General features: G+C 52.9%; 15 protein-coding genes. 9 read left to right on the top strand and 6 right to left on the bottom strand.

The features are described 5' to 3' along the window. The first annotated feature begins 28 nt into the window (after positions 1 to 28). The 9 genes from EOD43_RS14465 (at position 29) to EOD43_RS14425 (ending at position 10,595) form a co-directional block, all read left to right on the top strand. Complete coding sequence (locus EOD43_RS14465) at positions 29 to 592, top strand: DUF4214 domain-containing protein (RefSeq protein WP_127744525.1); 564 nt, start codon at positions 29 to 31, stop codon at positions 590 to 592. A gap of 22 nt (positions 593 to 614) precedes the next feature. Next, positions 615 to 3,119 carry a glycosyltransferase family 4 protein gene (locus EOD43_RS14460; RefSeq protein WP_127744524.1) on the top strand — a complete coding sequence of 835 codons (2,505 nt, stop codon included), beginning with the start codon at positions 615 to 617 and terminating at the stop codon, positions 3,117 to 3,119. 56 nt (positions 3,120 to 3,175) lie between these two features. Further along, entirely contained in the window at positions 3,176 to 4,210 is a 1,035-nt protein-coding gene (gene gmd, locus EOD43_RS14455; protein WP_127744523.1) for a GDP-mannose 4,6-dehydratase, read from the top strand. A gap of 43 nt (positions 4,211 to 4,253) precedes the next feature. Continuing rightward, on the top strand, positions 4,254 to 5,153 hold the full coding sequence (locus EOD43_RS14450) for an NAD-dependent epimerase/dehydratase family protein (protein ID WP_127744522.1): 900 nt from the start codon (positions 4,254 to 4,256) through the stop codon (positions 5,151 to 5,153). A gap of 17 nt (positions 5,154 to 5,170) precedes the next feature. Next, entirely contained in the window at positions 5,171 to 6,259 is a 1,089-nt protein-coding gene (locus EOD43_RS14445; RefSeq protein ID WP_127744521.1) for a glycosyltransferase family 4 protein, read from the top strand. 73 nt (positions 6,260 to 6,332) lie between these two features. Then, positions 6,333 to 7,004 (top strand): class I SAM-dependent methyltransferase, encoded by a 672-nt coding sequence (locus tag EOD43_RS14440; protein ID WP_127744520.1) that lies wholly within the window; start codon positions 6,333 to 6,335, stop codon positions 7,002 to 7,004. A gap of 129 nt (positions 7,005 to 7,133) precedes the next feature. Further along, entirely contained in the window at positions 7,134 to 7,472 is a 339-nt protein-coding gene (locus EOD43_RS14435; protein ID WP_127744519.1) for a hypothetical protein, read from the top strand. Beyond that, positions 7,472 to 8,377: a class I SAM-dependent methyltransferase gene (locus tag EOD43_RS14430; protein WP_127744518.1), complete on the top strand. Its 906-nt coding sequence runs from the start codon at positions 7,472 to 7,474 to the stop codon at positions 8,375 to 8,377. The genes EOD43_RS14435 and EOD43_RS14430 overlap by 1 nt, the downstream gene beginning before the upstream one ends. After that, positions 8,334 to 10,595, top strand: a complete 2,262-nt coding sequence (locus EOD43_RS14425) for a glycosyltransferase (RefSeq protein ID WP_127744517.1) — start codon at positions 8,334 to 8,336, stop codon at positions 10,593 to 10,595. The genes EOD43_RS14430 and EOD43_RS14425 overlap by 44 nt, the downstream gene beginning before the upstream one ends. Positions 10,596 to 10,624: 29 nt before the next feature. On the opposite strand, the gene EOD43_RS14420 is transcribed toward EOD43_RS14425, so the two are convergent. The 6 genes from EOD43_RS14420 to EOD43_RS23680 form a co-directional block, all read right to left on the bottom strand. Continuing rightward, positions 10,625 to 11,212, bottom strand: a complete 588-nt coding sequence (locus EOD43_RS14420; protein ID WP_127744516.1) for a D-sedoheptulose-7-phosphate isomerase — start codon at positions 11,210 to 11,212, stop codon at positions 10,625 to 10,627. 28 nt (positions 11,213 to 11,240) lie between these two features. Then, positions 11,241 to 12,275: a GHMP family kinase ATP-binding protein gene (locus tag EOD43_RS14415; protein WP_127744515.1), complete on the bottom strand. Its 1,035-nt coding sequence runs from the start codon at positions 12,273 to 12,275 to the stop codon at positions 11,241 to 11,243. Then, positions 12,275 to 14,518, bottom strand: coding sequence for a glycosyltransferase (locus tag EOD43_RS14410; RefSeq protein ID WP_127744514.1), 2,244 nt, complete (start codon positions 14,516 to 14,518; stop codon positions 12,275 to 12,277). Before EOD43_RS14410 ends, EOD43_RS14415 begins: the two co-directional genes overlap by 1 nt. Positions 14,519 to 14,553: 35 nt before the next feature. Then, positions 14,554 to 16,503 carry an FkbM family methyltransferase gene (locus tag EOD43_RS14405; RefSeq protein ID WP_127744513.1) on the bottom strand — a complete coding sequence of 650 codons (1,950 nt, stop codon included), beginning with the start codon at positions 16,501 to 16,503 and terminating at the stop codon, positions 14,554 to 14,556. Between the two features lie 12 nt (positions 16,504 to 16,515). Next, on the bottom strand, positions 16,516 to 17,754 hold the full coding sequence (locus tag EOD43_RS14400) for an FkbM family methyltransferase (RefSeq protein ID WP_127744512.1): 1,239 nt from the start codon (positions 17,752 to 17,754) through the stop codon (positions 16,516 to 16,518). Positions 17,755 to 17,828: 74 nt separating this feature from the next. Beyond that, a complete protein-coding gene (locus EOD43_RS23680) occupies positions 17,829 to 19,061 on the bottom strand; it encodes an HAD-IIIA family hydrolase (protein WP_276318194.1) in 1,233 nt (410 codons plus the stop codon). Positions 19,062 to 19,089: the final 28 nt, after the last annotated feature.

The following is a 19,089-nucleotide window of genomic DNA, read 5'->3' as shown; positions in this document are numbered from 1 at the left end:
ATTGCAATCCCGCAACCGAAAGCCTGTCATGGATCTGTTCGACACTTCCCATCGCAATCCCTATCTTCGGGCCAATTCGATGGAGGAGCTATGCTCCTTTGCGGATGTGAACTTCGTTCGATGCGCTTTCATCACGGTGCTTGGTCGGCAGCCGGATCCCACGGGCGAAGCGTTTTACGCCGCGAAGCTGCGTAGGGGCGCGACGAAGCTTTCGGTGCTCTTGGCTCTGCGCCGTTCGGCGGAGGGGCGCAGCCATGACCCTGGTATCGCCGGCTTCGATAAGGCTTTGCGCAGGCATCATCACGCCAACCGCCGTTTTGTCGGATGGATCGTGCGGTTATTCACCGGCGAACCGGGAAATACGTTGGCCGAGCGCCAGTTCCGAATGCTGGAGAACAGCATCGGTTACGAGAGGGAGCTGGCTGCGGAGCGGTTCGCCGTCATGCATGATTATCTTTTTGCGTTGGATCGCCGCATTGCGCGTATTCAACGTCAATCATCAGGTCAGGGAGCGTCACTGCGCTCGCTTGGCCAGGCAGAATATGCCGCCGATGACGAGTGGGAGGCGGCGCTCAACCGCGCGTTGAACTGATGGAGCGAGTAGGGGGCGCACAATGCGCATAGTTTTCGATCCGCAGGGCGCGTTGGGTGGAAGCCGTTTCCGTGGAATCGGGCGCTACACTCGATCCTTCCTCCGTGAATTTGCCCGACAAGGGCAGCATCATGAGATATTCATTCTTCTCAATACGATGCTGCCAGCGTCTTTTGACATGCTGCGGGCGGACCTCGAAGGACTGGTTCCAGAAAAGAATTTCATCTTCTGGTCAGCAGAGGCGCCAATCGGGGGAATGCATCCTGAAAATTGGGAGCGCCGCCACTTCGCACGTGAAATCTGGGAAGCGGTCATCGACTCGCTGGAACCTGATCTGCTTGTGGTCAGCAGCCTTTTTGAAGGTGCTGAAGATGATGCTGTTTCTAGCGTACCTGCCGGTCGCACCTATCTGGTCGCCACGATCTGTTATGATCTGATCCCGCTGATATACAGCCAGTACTATCTGCCTGATCAGAACATGCGTGTTTATTATCGGCAGCAACTGGAAGCACTGCGGCGTTCGGACTTCCTGTTGGCGATATCCCAATCTGCCGCAGATGAGGCCGTACAGTTACTGCGCTATCCGATCGATCGCGTGGTGAATATCGGGGCAGCCGTCGATGTTGCGTTCGGTGCAGCGCCGCCGATCGATCTCCGCGAGCGGTTCGGTATATCGCGGCCTTATATGCTCTACGTCAGTGCGTTTGAGATACGTAAGAATCATGCCGGGCTGATCCATGCCTATGCAGCGCTCTCGCCGGAAGTGCGAGCGGCTCATCAGCTCGTGCTCGGCGGTGGTGTCGGAGCGATCGAGCATTTGCGCGGGATCGCGACGGAAGCGGGGCTGGCTGAAGACGAGATCGTATTTACCGGGCTCGTCGACGATGGCGAACTCGCGGCGCTATATGCTCAGTCGAAGGCGGTAGCTTTTCCGAGCTGGCATGAGGGTTTTGGTCTTCCCATCCTCGAAGCCATGATGTTCGGCAAGGCTGTGATTTCGTCTAACCGTTCGAGCATGCCCGAAGTGGTTGGGCTGGACGAGGCGCTTTTCGATCCTTTTGATGTCGATGAAATGCGCGACCTGGTCGAGCGCGTGTTGACCGACGACTTTTTCCGCGAGCGGTTGGAGCAGAATGCCCCCCATCGGGTGGCTGCGTTTACCTGGGAGCGATCAGCCCGCCTTGCGCTGGAATTTCTAGAAGGACGGATGGCGGCGCCTATGCGGCCGCGAGATCATAATCGCCGCTTTGTGGCCAATGCGCTGGATCGCGTTAACAGCAATCACAACCTCGCTGATTTTCCTCGGGATATCGCCAGTCGACATATAGCCAAAACGTTTCGTCGGGATGATAGACGCCAATTGCTGATCGATGTTTCACGGTTGGTGATCGTCGACGCGAAGACCGGTATCCAGCGCGTGGTTCGCGCCATTCTGTCGCAGTTGATCAAAAATCCGCCGCTTGGGTGGATCGTCGAACCTGTTCACGCCAACGCGAACGAGTTGGGCTATCGTTATGCCCGTAAATTCGCGGACAGCTTTCTGGGTATTCGGGATCCCTGGCACGAAGATCATCCGGTTGAAGCTTGGTCCGGGGATATCCTTTGCGTGCTCGATCTTGAGCCGGATACGCTCATCAAGCAGCGTCCCGTGCTGGACGAATGGCGTTTACGCGGGGTGAAAGTCCATACGGTCGTTTACGACATATTGCCGCTGCTGCTGCCCGAATATTTTCCGGATTCCGTTGGGGATCGCGTTATCGGTCGCTGGGTTCGTGAACTGGTTCGGCATGACGGGGCGTGCTGCATTTCCGAAACCGTTTCGCAGCAATTGGCGGATTGGATTGATGCGAACAACGTCGAAACAAACCCCGGTTTCCGTCTGAACTGGTTCCATCTTGGGAGTGATTTGGTCAGCACCCATCCTACGAAGGGCATGCCCGACGATGCAATGACGGTGCTGGCTGAAATGGCCTTGCGACCGACAGCGCTGATGGTTGGAACGCTGGAGCCACGTAAGGGGCATCACCAGGCAATCAAGGCTTTTGAACTACTGTGGCAGCGGGGTATCGACATCGCCCTTGTGATCGTTGGCCACCAGGGATGGCGTATCGACGAACTTGCTCAACATATTCGATCGCATCCCGAATGTGGGAAGCGCTTGATATGGCTGGAGGGCATCAGCGATCAGTACCTTGAGCGGCTCTATGGGGCGGCGACTTTTCTGCTCGCGGCGTCCGAAGGCGAGGGGTTCGGTCTCCCGCTGATCGAAGCAGGGCGCAAGGGCTTGCCGCTCGTGGTTCGCGATCTTCCAGTATTCCACGAAGCAGTGGGCGATGCCGCATTTTATTTCCCGAACAATCGGGATGAGAGCGCAATGGCTGAATCGATCACAAAATGGTTGGAATTGCACAGCGTCGGCGGTCATCCGAAGGCCCACGACGTTCGGCCCCTCGATTGGTCGGAAAGTGCGCAAATGCTGTTCCAGGCATTGACGAACACCAAGGAACGGTCCCAGCACGCGGGATGATAGGAACATCGATTGCATTTGCTGTGGTGAATGTAAATTTTGATTAGGAAGAGCAAATGAAGACGGCGGTTGTTACGGGTATTTGCGGTCAGGATGGTGCCTATCTGGCGGAACTGCTGCTTTCTAAAGGGTATCAGGTTTTCGGGACCTATCGCCGCACCAGTTCCGTTAATTTCTGGCGGATTGAGGAGCTTGGCCTGACGAACAACCCTGCTCTCCAGCTTGTCGAGCATGACCTGACCGATATGGCAAGTTCGGTGCGGCTGTTGAAGAGTACTGGTGCTTCCGAAGTGTATAATCTGGCGGCGCAAAGCTTCGTGGGGGTCTCCTTCGATCAGCCGGTCACGACGACCGAGATTACTGGGATGGGGGCGCTCAACTTGCTTGAGGCTATCCGCATCGTCGATCCAACCATCCGCTTCTATCAGGCCAGCACGTCCGAAATGTTCGGTAAGGTCCAGGCCATCCCGCAGGACGAGGCGACCCCGTTCTGGCCGCGCAGCCCTTATGGCGTGGCAAAGCTCTACGCCCATTGGATGACGGTCAACTATCGAGAAAGCTACGATATCTTTGGTTGCAGTGGCATTCTTTTCAACCATGAGAGCCCGCTGCGCGGACGCGAATTCGTCACCCGCAAGATAACTGATAGCGTTGCCAAGATCCGCCTGGGTAAACTCGATTGCCTTGAACTCGGCAACATCGATGCGAAGCGCGATTGGGGTTTTGCCCGCGACTATGTCGATGGCATGTGGCGGATGCTCCAGGCGGATAAGCCGGATACATATGTTCTGGCGACCAATCGCACTGAAACTGTCCGGGATTTCGTGGAGATGGCATTTAAGGTGGCGGGAATCGAGGTCGAGTTTTCGGGTAAGGACGAAAGCGAGATCGCAATCGATGTCGCCACCGGTAAGACGGTGATGCGCATCAATCCGCGCTTCTATCGCCCGGCAGAAGTCGACCTTCTGATCGGCAGCGCGGCCAAGGCCAAGGCTGAATTGGGTTGGGAAGCGACGACATCGCTTGAAGAGCTTTGCAGCATGATGATCGAAGCCGATCTCCGTCGCAACGGTGCTGGCGTTTCGTTCTGACGAATTGTGGTGAGATCAGCCTGCTGAGCTCTGGAGTCTTGTTATGGCGAAGGTTCTTGTTACGGGCGTAGGGGGCTTTACGGGCCGCTACGTTGCCCAGGCGCTTGTGGCGCGAGGCCATGACGTCATCGGCATGGCGCGTAGCGCCGACGAACCTCAGGTGCCTGAAGTCAGCAAAACCTATTTGGCCGAATTGTCGGATAAGGCGATGCTGACCGAAATGATCGCTCAGGCCAAGCCCGATCGCGTCATCCACTTGGCGGCAATCTCCTTCGTGTCGCATGGCGACACGAAGGAGATGTATGATGCCAATCTTATCGGCACTGCCAATCTGTTGCAGGCGTGTGTCGATGCGAAGTGCACGCTCAGCAATATATTGTTGGCAAGCAGTGCGAACATTTATGGGAATGGGCGCTCGGGGCAGCTCGATGAAGATATCGCACCCTTGCCCGCGAACCATTACGGTATCAGCAAACTCGCGACCGAGCATCTTGGCCGGATCTATTTAGACCGCCTGCCGATCACCATCGTTCGCCCGTTCAACTATACCGGTGTCGGTCAAGCGGTGAATTTCGTCGTGCCCAAGATCATCGATCATGCACGCCGAGGCCAGTCTAAAATCGAACTGGGTAGCCTTGATGTTGCGCGCGATTTCTCCGACGTGCGTGCCGTTGCCGATAGCTACATTCGACTGATCGAGCGCCCTGAAGCTGTTGGACAAACCTTCAATGTCTGTTCCGCGCAAGCCTATAAATTGCGGGATGTGATCAGGATGGTTGAAGCCATCAGCGGTATTGCTTTCGATATTTCGGTCAATCCTGCCTTCGTTCGTGAAGGGGAGATCAAAACGCTGTTCGGCAGTCGTAACAAGCTCGAAGCTGTGATCGGGCCGTTGCAGATGCCACCGTTCGACGAAACCTTGTCCTGGATGTTCCACGCGTGAGTGGATTGCGGGTTGCGTTGTCCGTCGATGCGCTGTCGTCCCAGTTGACCGGGATCGGCCGATACTGTCTCGAACTGGTTCGAGGCCTGCCAGGTGATGATAGGGTAAGTCAGGTTTCCTATTTTCGCGGGATCACTTGGCTTGCCGACCCTGCGATCCTTCTGCACGGCGGTGAGCCTAAAATACCGCGTAAGAAGTGGCGACGGTCGTGGGATCGTTGGTGGAATTACGGCCGCTTTGCTGATGCACTGGTTCATGCGCCAAACTACTTTCTCCCGCCCTGGGCGGAGCGCGGAATCGCGACGGTGCATGATCTTTCGGTGTTTAAATATCCACAAACCCACCCGCCCGAGCGGGTGAGGGCTTTTGAGGCGCATTTCGCAGATACCGTGAAACGCGCCGGTTTGATTTTGACGGACTGCGAGTGGGTGCGGCGGGAAGTTATCGACTTCACGGGCCTGCCAGAAACGCGTGTCCGGGCCGTGCCATTGGGCGTGTCGCCAGCCTACCATCCCAGGGAGGGCAATGAACTAGTATCGGTGATTGCCGGCATGGGGCTGACTGCTGGCGGCTACGGATTGTGCGTGTCGACGTTCGAGCCTCGTAAGCGGATCAACACTTTGCTCTTGGCATGGCGAAACTTGCCGCTCGAAACTCGATCACGCACCCCCCTTGTGCTTGCTGGCGCTTCGGGATGGGGTAACGACGCGCTGATGGCGCAGATCGATCAAGGCCAGCGCGAAGGTTGGCTAATTCATATCGGGTTTGTGCCAGAAGAGCGGCTGCCGCTACTATATGCGGGGGCAAAATTGTTCGCTTATCCATCACAATATGAAGGCTTTGGCTTGCCGCCACTGGAGGCGATGGCTAGCGGCGTGCCGACGATCGTGGCTGGTGGCACTTGCCTTGAAGAGGTTGGTGGAGGGGTCGCAATCTCGATTAATCCCGAAGATATCCCGGAATTTTCGAACACTATCCGTCTGCTTCTGGAAGATCAGAATCTACATGAGCGCTTATCGATCGATGGCATCCGACATAGTGCTGGCTTTGATTGGCCGGGATGCGTCCGGCATACGATCGATGCATATCAAGTTCTGGTAGGCTGATGTCGTAAATCCAAAGGCTTTCTGATTTTGACTACGTCTGTAGATCGACGATATCGTATCGAAGGAATAAGCGTTGACGGCATTGCGTGAGGAGTTGGTGGCTCGGCTGTGGCGGGGGAGCGATCCGTTCGCGCATTTTCCGGCTTCGATCTACCAAGTCGACAAGCAGGGGTGGAACAAGAACCATCATTATCTTACCGAAGCGATTGGCGGTGATCGTCAGTTGGTGGTCGAGATTGGAGTCTGGAAAGGTGGCTCCACGATCGCGATGGCGGAGCGGATGCGGGAGCTTGGCGTGGATGGCGCTGTGATCGCAGTTGATACCTGGCTGGGCTCCGTGGAGCATTGGGTTGAGGAGCAGTGGACACCCCATTTGGGTCTTGTGCATGGCTATCCGTCGATCCAGCGCAAATTTATGGCGAACGTCACAGATTCTTGCGTCCAAGATTATGTTGTTCCACTGCCGTCGGATTCGATCAATGCCTCGGAGATCATCAAGTGGTTTGGAATCCAGGCGGATGTAATCCATATTGATGCGGGGCACGATTATGCATCGGTAATGGCTGACCTCTCAGCATGGTGGCCAGTGCTGAAGCCAGGCGGGTTATATATCGGTGATGATTACCATGAGAACGGGGTTCATTGGCCAGGCGTCTATGACGCCCACAACGACTTTTTTTCTGCAATAGATGTAGCGGAATTTGAGTTTGTTGATGGGAAGTGCCGATTGAGGAAAACAGTTTAGTTATGGAAGGGTAACTTATTAAGGCGTAATCCTTTTCAAGGGGAAGGCTGCGTTTCTGTGGTGTATTTGAGATATGATGCCTCCGAACTGCGGAGTGGAGTAGGGTGCGATGGCCCGAGCAACAGCCGTTTGTCCGATGGCCGTGCGGGCTTTTTGAGTTTCGGCCCGTACATATCCCTTGATCCCGGCGAGTATGTCGTCGGATTTTATTTGCGACGTGTCGGTATTCAAAAGCTCGCTTCGTTTGAAGTTGATGCTGTTGCAGCCGGAGGGAAAGCGTTAGCTGCGGAGCGCTATTGTCAGGCAGATCTGTTTGATGACGTGTCTTCATTGATATTCTTGCGTATTTCTACAGAAGACCGACTGGATGGTTTTGAAGTTCGCCTTCAGGTTCAGCAGGAGACGCAAATCGAATTGCAGTCTCTTGTGATTTTTTCGACAAATAATCGGCGCTGGAGTGCGCGATAATGCGTCCCATCTTCGGGCGATTGCTCATTTTTTGGGAAGAGGCATCATCGGCGCGTATGAAATGGTTGTATAGGTGGTTGTTCAAACGATCTATCGATCTCGAACGTCGCCTAACATCCGCGATAGAGGTGCGCCTGATAGAAAAGAGTTTTGCGCTGGAGCGGGACTTTCTACGGGCCGTCGAACGTAGAGCCGGCGCAGCGTCCCAGGAGGCAAGGGCCTACGCCGATCACAGCATTGGTGCATTGAGCAATAGCATGAGGGCGGCACTTGGGATTGTGGGGCAATCCGCTCGACGGCTCGATAAAATGGATTGTCGGCTTGCGGAACTCCAGCGCGCGATTGATCGCTGCATGGTATCTGGACCCGACCGTCCATCAAAAATCATAAATCCGAACAAGGTGGCGCTTGCGCGAGTAGATGGGATGCGCGTGCATATTGGGAATGGCGATATGCCGAGCAGTAACTATGTTCGCGTTGGCAGCGTCCCAAGGCCGGATGTTGATGTCGTAGCCCAGATGGCGAACCTACCATTCGAAGAGGGGGAGCTGGCGGAAATCAACGTCTCCCAAACCATTGAGTATTTTTCGTATTCGGTTCTGAACGATATCGTACTCCCCCATTGGATAGCTTTGCTTAAGCCCGGTGGGGTTCTTGTGTTGACGGCGCCTGATGGCTTGGCGCTATTGAATGCATTCAATAGCGGTGAAATTACTTTAGATGATTATCGTGAGTTTGTTATCGGAGACGCTGAATCCGATTTTGGGCCTAACCGCAACATCTTGATACCCGCCGATTTGACGAGTGCGTTGAAGCAGTCCGGGATGGTTGAGGTGGCAGAAAACTACACTGGGAAGCGTAATGGTAATTCTTTCGAATTCAGGATCTCTGCGCGAAAAGGATGATAAGTGCGATCCGCTACGCTTCTCCGTAGTCATCAATACTGACAATCGGATAGCTTATCTAAAGCGGACGCTTTCCGGGCTTCGTCGGCTCACCTACCCGTATTTCGAGGTCTGTGTTGTTGCTGGACCCACGCCGGACGGCACGCGCGAGTTCCTCGCGAAAGGCCCTGATGACATTAAAGTCGCACACTGCGAGGTGCGAAATCTCTCGGTATCACGCAACATTGGCATTGCGATGTCTGATGGTGACATTGTCGTTTTCATCGATGATGACAGTGTGCCGGAACCGGAATGGTTGGCAGATTTGGCTAAATCTTACACTGCCGATGATGTTGGAGCGGTGGGAGGCTTTGTCTATGATCATACCGGGCTTAAGTTCCAGGCCCGCTTCGTCACGACAAATCGATTGGGCTATCCTGCGGAGTGGGGTGAGCCCGCCCCACATCTCAATTTTCCATATTCGATAGACGTTCCACATTTGCTGGGCACAAACTGCTCATTTCGCAAATCAGCGTTAATTAAAATTGGTGGATTTGATGAGGAGTATGAATACTTCCTTGATGAGACCGATGTTTGTTGTCGAATTAATGATGCCGGTTTTAAGATTGTGCAAAGAAGTGATGGTTTTGTGCATCACAAATATGCACCGTCTCATATCCGTGATGAGAAGCGTATCATTTCGAACTGGTACCCGCTCATAAAGAACCGCATTTACTTTGGTCTGCGAAACGGCAGGGCTCATCATGGTGTCGATGATATAGTTGGGGCGGGGATTGGTGACGCTCGCAACTGGGAGCATGTCGTTCTCGTTGGCGCCAAGCATGGGACATATTCGTCAGAAGATGTGGAGCGGTTCTATCGGCAAGCAGATGCAGCTATTGTTGATGGGGTTGAAAGGGCTAATCAGCCAGCAAAGCTCCTGACCAGTGACTGTGTCACGCGGCATTTTCAACCGTTTTTACCTTATCAGCTTATTCGTGATATGGAATCTCGTAAGGTCATTTGCTTTGTCACTCAGGACTATCCTCCTGAGCAAAATGGTGGAATTGCGCGCAACATATCGCAACTTGCACGGAGCATGGCTGAAGAGGGGCATCACGTTCATGTGATGACGAAGGCGCGCGAAAATGCTTCAATCGATTATGAGGATGGCGTTTGGGTTCATCGTGTAGAAATTCAAGAGCATCGTCAGCCTGATTACCAATCCATTGCTGCACGAGATTTACCGCGAGAGTTTTGGAATTATTCGCTGACCATGCTGGCACAGGTCGCCGATGTTGATGCTCGTCGGAAGGTTGATGCTGTTTACTGCCCGCTATGGGATTGCGAAGCGATTGCATTTCTCGCAGATGGTCGCTTTCCGCTAATCTTGGCATTGCAGACGACAATGAAGCTCTGGTTGGAGAGTCGGCCTGATAGGTTGGCGGATTCGGAATGGATGAGAATTTTCGGTGATCCGATCGTCGAAACAGAGCGGATGATCATGAATAATGCTGAGATGATACATGCTAATAGTCGTGCGATTGTAGACGACCTACGCCGCGGCTATGACGTGTGCCTCCCCTATGAGAAGATCTACTTTTCTCCGCACTGTATGGAGGATTGGGCTTCCCAGTATAATGAAAAGGATGGCGGAGATTTAGTTCGGCTACTCTTTGTAGGTCGGCTTGAATCCCGTAAGGGGATTGATGTGCTTCTGGCTGTCGCTCCACGAATTCTGGAACGATTTCCAAACGTTGTTTTCGATATTGTTGGGGATGACACCATCCCGCGTGCAGATGGTGGAACCTATAAAAAGGATTTCTTGGATCTCGAACTGGCGCCCGATATTAAAAGTAGAGTTATTTTTCATGGCCGGGTCGATGAGGAAAGGCTCCGGTACTTTTATGGCAACTGCGACCTTCTGGTTGCACCTTCTCGATATGAATCGTTCGGCTTAGTATATCTCGAAGCGCTTATGTTTGGGAAGCCGGTCATCGGTGGTGTTGGCGGCGGTGGCGGGGAGGTCATCACCGATGGCGAAACCGGTCTGCTCGTTGCTCCGGGTGATACCGATGAACTCGAGCAAGCGATCGTCACGCTGTTGTCGGATGCCGGCCTTCGCGCGGCCATGGGGCGGGCAGCTCGTGCGGACTATGGGCGCCGCTTTACAGTGCAGCCAATGGTAGCCGACCTAGTTTCCGCTATTGATCTGCTGGCAGAAAGGCGCGCAAAGTAGCGCCTCTCTGCCAAAGGGCCGCTGCCAACCTATTCGGCTGATCTCGGGAATATCTCTTTCTCCACGAGGCCGCATATGATGTGGCCAACGATCAGGTGGCCTTCCTGGATTTTCGGCGTTTCCGTTGACGGCATCGCCAGAGTAAGTTCGCACAAGGAAGGGTCGCTCCACCCCTTGGAACCCGTCATGCCGATTACCGTCATTCCTTTGCCCTGCGCTGCTTTCATTGCAGCGAGAATATTAGGGGATCGGCCGGATGTCGAATATCCCCAAAATATATCACCTTGGCAACCAAGCGCTTCCACTTGCCGACTGAAAACGCGTTCATACCCGTAATCGTTTCCGATGGCGGTAAGGACCGACGTGTCGACGGTGAGTGCTATGGCGGGGAGGCCGGGGCGGTCATAATAGAAGCGGCTGACAAATTCTCCTGCAATGTGCTGTGAATCTGCCGCGCTGCCCCCATTTCCCGCGAGAAGGATTTTCTTCCCGTTGCGCAGGGCGGACGTAACTATGCGTGCTGCTTTTTCGATTTTCTCGGAAAGCTCGAAATCATTTTTCATTGCGATAACGACCGCAGATGTCTTGTTTAGTTCTTGAGAGATGAAATCCAGCATCGGAAGCTCGCTTAATCGGAAGTTTGGATTAGTTGAATAGTACTTTCCAGGATTCCGAGCCCTTCTCGGTAAAGTGGCAATTACTAACTTGTCCAGGATAGCGATTTAATACTGATATTACGTCCATTCGACGCTCGGGTGGCACAAAAAACATCATGAAGCCGCCGCCCCCTGCGCCCGATATTTTGCCTGCATATGCGCCAGCGGACAGTGCCGATTCGAATATTTCATCGAGATGTGAATTCGAGATCGAATCCGCAAGATTCTTCTTGCTCGCCCAGCCTTTCTGCATTGTTTCGGCAAAATTATCTAGATTGCCTCGTAAGATGCACTCCTTCATCCGTACGGCCTCTTCTTTAAGGGCATGCATAGCATCTACGGTCTTGACGACGCCTTTTGAGAGATTCTCACTCTGATGAGCAATAATCTTCGCGGATTCTCGAGATACGCCGGTATAAAACAGAAGCAATGATGCTTCGAGTTCCCAAAGTACCCAATCCTTTATGCGCAAAGGATTTACGACGACTCGGTCATCGGCATAAAATTCCATAAAATTGAATCCGCCGAATGTCGCAGCGTATTGATCTTGATGGCCTCCCTGCAAGCCGCAATCGACCCGCTCTATTTTGTACGCAAGGTGGGCAGTCGCATAATCGTCAAGAGGAATGTTCAATAATTCGGCAAAAGCGCGAATTAATACGACACATACCGTTGATGATGACCCCAATCCAGATCCCGTCGGTGCATCGCAAAAGCTTGTCAAGCTGACGGGTAGAGGTTTTCCGTCGTTATAGCTTTTGACTATTTCGTTATAGACGGCCTTGTGTAGGCGTAATTCGCCTTCAATTGGAATATAGCTCGTCAATGGTATGACTTCAGTCCGATTCTGATCGGTCGCGCTGAGGTGGATGTGTGAATCGCCCGTCAATCTAAGCGTCGCATATGCATAGCGGTCGATTGTTGCGTTCAGGACATAGCCGCCGAACTGGTCGCAATATGGCGACACATCAGTGCCTCCGCCCGCCAGTCCGAGCCGAAGAGGTGCGCGCGCTCGAACAATCATTATCCTATCTCCGAAGGTGATTTCGCGCCCCGTTGGCTTACTTTTTTATAGTAAGCCTCACTCTCGTCGAGCATTCTTTCAATATGGAAGCGTGTTTCGAAAGTAGTTCGGCCCGTCATTCCAATTTTCGTTCGAAGTTCGGGATTGTCGATCAGTCGACTGATCTGACTTGTCAGTAAATCTTTATCGTCAACTGGTATTAAGAGGCCATCCACCTCATTTGTGACGACTTCGGGTACGCCCCCTACGGCGATCCCGACTACCGGCTTGGAAAAAATCATCGCCTCCACGAAGATAAGGCCAAAGGATTCGTAACGAGAGGGGGCTGCAAAAATATCGCAACTTGCATAATGGCGAAGAAGGTTCTCGCGTGAAACGGCACCATGGAAAGATACGCGTTCCAGATCTAAATTCTTGGCTTTGGCCTGTTCCTCAAAGGCCTCCCGCAATGTTCGTCCATCAACAATGACGCTATCATCGCCGACGATGTCGACGACAAGGTTGGCGTGTTGTTCCAAAAGTGATGGAAGAGCATCCAAAAGGAGATCCGCTCCCTTCCTCAACTCTAGTCTGCCAACAAACAGCAATCGAACGTTTCCAGGGCTGGATGGGAATGGCTCGACGCCTTTTGACAAATCGTGGAGGCCGCGGTGGATCACCTGCACACGATCTGATTGAAGTGCCACGTCATAAGCGTCTTCCAAATCTGCCACGACGGCATGGGTGTTCGATTCAATGAAAGGTGCGGACTCAAGTAGGGCCTTTTCCGCCGCGATTGCCGCGTCGACGTGCCCTGCTTTATAGGCGATATCGCTGATCCATTCGGGTTTGTGCGGAAGCACCAACTTGTACGTAGTATGTAGGCTCAGGATCGTCGGAATGCCGGATTCCCGCAAAGCCACTAATGGCTCGAGATCAAAAATCGGACCGCATATCACCTGGAATTGTCGGTGCTCCTGAATGCGCATGATTTCTTCGAAAACTGATCCGCTGTAGTGGAGCAGGCTGTGCGGGGCTGGTGCGTAAATGGGGGAGGTGGCGCGATCGTAAGGTTGTTGAACAATGCGATGTACCCATACGCCATCGACAAAATCGATATAGGGATAATCGGTCTCACTGCGGCAGATGACAGTTACTTCATGTCCTCGTGCAGAAAGGCTGGTTGCCATATCCCGAGTCCACTGGCCGATGCCGCCATTCCCCACAGGGGGATAATCCTGTGATAGAAAGCAAATGCGAAGACGGTCTTCTCTGTTCAGAGGCAATGGGTATTTCTTGAATACGGATTCCTTGGCCTGTTCGATAAGATCACCAGATATACCCCGCGGGCCAGCATAGTAAAAAGCGTCGCGCAGGCCATCGCGAGCACCTCGCTCCACTTCGTCAATGAGGCGAGCGACAGTTTCCATGTCAGTATGATTGTGATGAAAGAGATCAGTTTTCCACACCCTCTCCTTTGCAATCAACTGCGCTAGATATTTTAGAATCTCATCGAGCCCATGATTCTTCCGCCCGTGGACCCAAGAGAAATATGCCTTTGAACGGATTTGGGGATACATTGTCCGCGGGACGCGCGTGGCCGTCCGCATGTGACTGGCTTCGTATTTATGATGGATTTCAGCATCGGGAATGATGGCCGAAGTCCAGCCCCGATCATGCAAACGAACGGTGACATCTGTCTCGTCGAGAAAATAGGCATACTCTTCGTCGAACCCGTTGATCTCCATCAAGCGATTCCGGCGCGCTGAAAAATTGGTGCCAGTTAACGCAAGGAAGCGGCTATCATCTAGAACGACGTCTTCGATGTCTTCATGATGCGTGCCATCGCCCAATCGGTCGAACGTCACGTAGCGGCATTGATAGTCTATACCGCGATAATCCCGGATGAAGCCACCTACCTGCGCAACGCTGGGATCTTCGTATCCGGTCAGCAGTCGATCGAGCCAATCCGGTTCGGGGATCGCATCGTCATCGATGAATGCAACAATATCTCCGCGCGCATGGGCGATGCCAATGTTTCGTGACATGGAGATATTCAATTCAGGACAGCGATAATAGCGCACAAAGTGCTTATGTCTGTCAGCTACTTGCTTAGTATCGTCATCCGGGGACCCATCGACCAATACCACTTCGAACCATTCATAGCGTAGCTGGCGCAGACTATGCAGCGTTCTATCAAGTGATACGGCGCGATTTGCCGTTGCAATTACAATAGAAACCGTAAGTGGATTGGAATTATTCACGCAAGTTTCCTGGGTCTAAAGGCCGCGATTAACAGCTATTGCCGAGAGTGCGCGCCCTCTAATGCCGCTGCCAAGAGCCGGATTTGATCCTGCATCGATGTTGCTGTCTCGTTGTCTGCATTGAGCCGAAGCTGAGCTTCATCGTCAAGCGCCTTCCGAATTTGGTTGAGCGCTTCATGAACGCCGGCCAAGTCCGACGTCGCATGCGGTGCGGCGGGCTGAAGAGTTGTATCGAGCGGGGTGGCCGGCGAGGGGCGGAGCCAGGCCCTCCAGCCAAACAGGCTGGTCCTGCGCAGAACTAGCGTTTCCAGTTCGTCGTCGAACTTGGCGCTGTGCCGGCGTCCTTCGGCGGACTTTCTGAGGTCGGACATGACAGTAGCACGAGAAATGCCTTGGCGAAGCCGCTTCAGAAAATGCTGTTGACCTTCGACATCGGCGGCGCGCCCGAGCAGCCTAGGATAAATGGCATCAATAAACGCTTCATCTGATTGCCCATCGAGGTCGGCTCCGGAGCGCCGGCGCAACGCTTCGCGCGAGCGTGCAAGTTCGACAAGCACATGGCGTCTGGAGATGCCCGACCTCCTCAGCCTTTCCCCATAATGTATCTGGCCCTGTTGATCGATATCGCGTCCCAGGATGAGCAGGTACGCGCTTTGGAGAAACTGCTCTTGGGGCAACGACATCACTTGGCTGAGTGAGAGTGGCGTGCCTATGCCCCCGAATGCCGAGTTTGTGATCGGTAGCTGCACAGGGGGCAGTCGAACTCCATGTGTAAATGCGCGCAAAGGCCAAGGCCGCCAGCGGTTTCGCGCGGTCGACGCCACGATATTGCCCAACGTAGTCGCTAAAATCGCCGTCGCACTGTGCGCCTGGTCGATGCGCGTCGACAATTCCCCTGCTAGTCGGTTGGCGCGTGCGGTTTCGCGGCTAAGCAAATCGCTATAAGCGGTTTCCTGGCTCAATAGTTGGGCCATCAACTGATCGGTGCGTTCGACTTCCCGATGGAGCAATTGAGCGTGAGACGCTTCCTGGTTGAGGAGGCGGGCGATGAGCTGATCCGCGCGTTCGGTTTCGTGCGTCAGGCGCCCAGCCAGATGGTCTGCGCGCTCGCTCGCTTCCCGTATATCCTGATTGAGCTTTTCGTGGATCGCCGTCTGATCATTCCCACGCTGCTCGCTGTCGGCGAGATGGCAGCGAGCTTCTGCAAGCTCTTTCTCCAATTCAACGATGCGATCGCCCCGCCAAAATATCTCAGACTCGAAAAAATCCTTCATGTCTTTAGAAAAAAGGGAGGACCCACTCGGATTTACCTGAAACTCGTCGAATACATTCGGCGGCTGGCGCAAATGATCGCTCAGTTCCGGATGTTCGTTACTCAAATAAAAGTGATTGAGGCCGTCATCATAGGCAAGTGAGTAGCCTTTGGCTAAAATGAGGTCTTGCCATTCGCCGAAGGTTGGGGTTCGCGTTTTTGGATATGTCGCTTCGATGACGACAATCCAGGGCCGCTTTGGCGAATTCTGCCACGATGCTAGTGTTTGGCGTTCGAAGCCTTCGACATCGATCTTCAGCCAGTGGATATCGCTATCCTGCGCCTGGTCTAGAATATCGTCCAGTGTTAGGGACACTGCATTGGTCGGTGAAACCGGCGCATTGCCATGCGCAACATGGAAATCCGCGACGGCCCCGTCGGCCGTCGATAATCCACCGCCTGGCGTTTCATAAAAGGGGTGAACGCCCCGCACATCGGAAATCATGGCTTGGATGACAGTGTCACCCGGCCGCTTCTCACGCAAAAGCTGCGCGACGCTGGGCCCGGGCTCGACATGAATGCCGCGCCAGCCGCGATCATAAAATGCCTTGCTCACAGAGTCGATGTCGGGGTGGTGGGCGCCGACATCGATATATGTGCCATTTTCAATGTGGCCGAGCGCGCGCCATAAAATGACGTCTTCGAAGTTCTGCGCGTAAGATATGATGCCCATGATGCTAGGATTCTATGCTGCTGCGTGGGGAGCTTTTCTCACTCCGTAGAAAAAGCCGTTGCCATTGTGGACAAGAGTGTGCGGTGATCTATCAAACACTAAAAAGCCTGCCTTCTTTAAAGGTGCGATAAGATCTTCGCCCGATTTTCCTGGTATGGCGTGGTGCCACTCTACCATGACAGCGGAAATACGGCTCCAAAGCTCGGCTCGTGTGATCACATCAAAAATTCCAAACTCAGCTCCCTCGCAATCGATTTTTGCGATGAGGTCACATTCAGGGTTTTCATCTGCAATCTTATTGAACAGAGAAGATGCCAGAGCCATTTCGAGTTCAATAGGAGTTCCGTTTTCTCCCGAATCCCTTGTTGATTGAGCCCCTGAGTCGCCGTTGTCGACAATATTGATTGTCAATGGGCCCTCGATATCGCCGATGCCTACATTGGCGGGTATAATTTTTGAACTGAGGTCGGGGTTTAGGGCAATATTACGCAATGCCCGAGAATATGTGGAAGGGAATGGCTCGAAAGAGTAAACTTTCTTTACAGAAGAATTTTTTGCAAACTGCAATGATACAAGCCCAAGATTCATCCCTACATCTACAACTACGGCTGGTCGATCGCTTTCGAAATTATAGACTCGCTCAACAAATATCTCATCGATAAGGTGAAGATCGTCGCTTTGATCTATCCAGAATCGAATTCCATCTCTTTGCAAGATTAACGAATTCTGCAATATTTCAATGGAAAATCCTGATTCATAGAGTTGCCGAAGTCGTAGTTTTTGTTCCTGAAAAATAGCTGGAGCATGTGCTGTTATCTTCGGAAACCGAATTTTTTCAGGATCTGAACCTGCGGCAGCCACGGGGCAATAGGATTCAATTTCGAGCCTCGCCTTCCCTGGAACCCATACCCGATACTCAACCACAGCCTTTTTCTCGAGGGTGAAATTCAGAGTAAATCTAGTTTTCCCCGTTCTAAGCAATTTTGCTGTGATCTGTTCAGAGGAAATACTCGCAGCTCCTCCATCAATAGATATATCGGGGATTGCTACGACCTCGTCATCATGTAAATCATTCAAATCTATGGGGTAGATATTGAATTCGGCATAATATTGTCCGGAGGATAGGGGGAGGTAGGGCCCGTATATGGCGTGGCCATCGCGATTAAATTCTGTTTCTACAACGCTCTTACCGTTTATGCACCTGCTCGTGCCAACATTGTAATTGATCGTGCTGGATTTGTTATTTAGCATGACTAATCCATAAAAATGAGAATCGGAAATCGGGTGGTATGTAGAATTAATTGACGTTAATATTTAGAAATATTCTAAGTATTTTCTGGAATCCGTAATTTTCTATCACGCAGAACTTCATCTATAAAAGTTCTTAAGTCTCCGCCTGGGAAAAGGTGGCCATCGATTCCAGCATTTATGCCTGCAGCGAGATCTGAATCGCGGTCTCCAACAATGAAGCTCTCTTCGGCGTTAATTGGCCAATGCGTCATGATGTCCAGCAGCATGCCCGGTTCTGGCTTTCTCCAGGGGTGTGTGCCCCGAAACTGCTCTACGGTAGCGTCTGGATGATAAGCGCAGTAGCGGTGATCGTCGATATGGGCTCCTTCGAGAGCCAATTGCTCACCAAGATAGAGCATGACGTCAAGGTGGTCACTTTCGCTGTAATATCCGCGGCCAATACCGGCCTGGTTGGTTACTACGAAGACGTAATAATGCTCTAGATTTAGTCGCGCTATTGCGGAGGCTGCTCCGGTTATGAGCCTAAAGCGGTCGCGGGATCCAACGTAGGCTAGATCTTCGTTGATAACGCCATCGCGATCAAGAAATACGGCGGGTCGACGGCGTTGCGCTGGTATCTCGATCTGCGCTCTTTCATATGTTTCGGGTATACCGATGTCTATGAAATAGGCGCCGTCAAAACGAATTCCGAGCAATTTTTGCTGGGGAGCTAAATTGGCTAATGTATCGATTTCTAGCGAAGATTGTGGTCCGCCAAAATTTATTATATCCTTCGACAAGCAATAGACGCCACCGTTGATGTAGCCGGGGCCGGCTTTAGGGTGTTTCTCGTGAAATGCCGTTAATAATAGCCCATCAACTTCAACTGCCCCATAGCGGGATGCATCTTCAACTTGTCGAAGGGCTATCGCGCCAAGCGTGTCTGGTGCCGCCTGATTCATGGCGGACCATAATTGCAAGATCGGTATATCGAACCAGGTGTCGCCATTTAGTAAGAAAAAGCGATCATCCAACTGCGCTCGCGCATGCCAGAGTGCGCCCCCTGTGCCAGCTTGTTCTGGTTCAACCGCAACATCAATATCCATCGCGAAGCGCTTGGCAGCGATTGAATTGGCAGCGAAGGCTTCAATCTGTTCGGAGCGGAAGGCCGCTAGCAACAATAATTTGCGTACACCCTGCCGACCTAGCTCGAAGACTAAATTTTCCAGAAACGGTTGGCCATCAACTGCGAGGAGGGGCTTTGGAGTGTCGGCGGTCAATGAGCCAAGCCGCGTGCCCAGGCCTCCGCAGAGTATTGCGCACTGCATTACTTCGCTCCTAGGCCTGTGTTGGGGA

This window comes from Sphingomonas crocodyli (assembly GCF_004005865.1).
GTDB lineage: Bacteria > Pseudomonadota > Alphaproteobacteria > Sphingomonadales > Sphingomonadaceae > Rhizorhabdus > Rhizorhabdus crocodyli.
The sequence above is the reverse complement of the archived record's forward strand: the minus strand, read 5'-3'. Positions and strand labels throughout refer to the sequence as shown.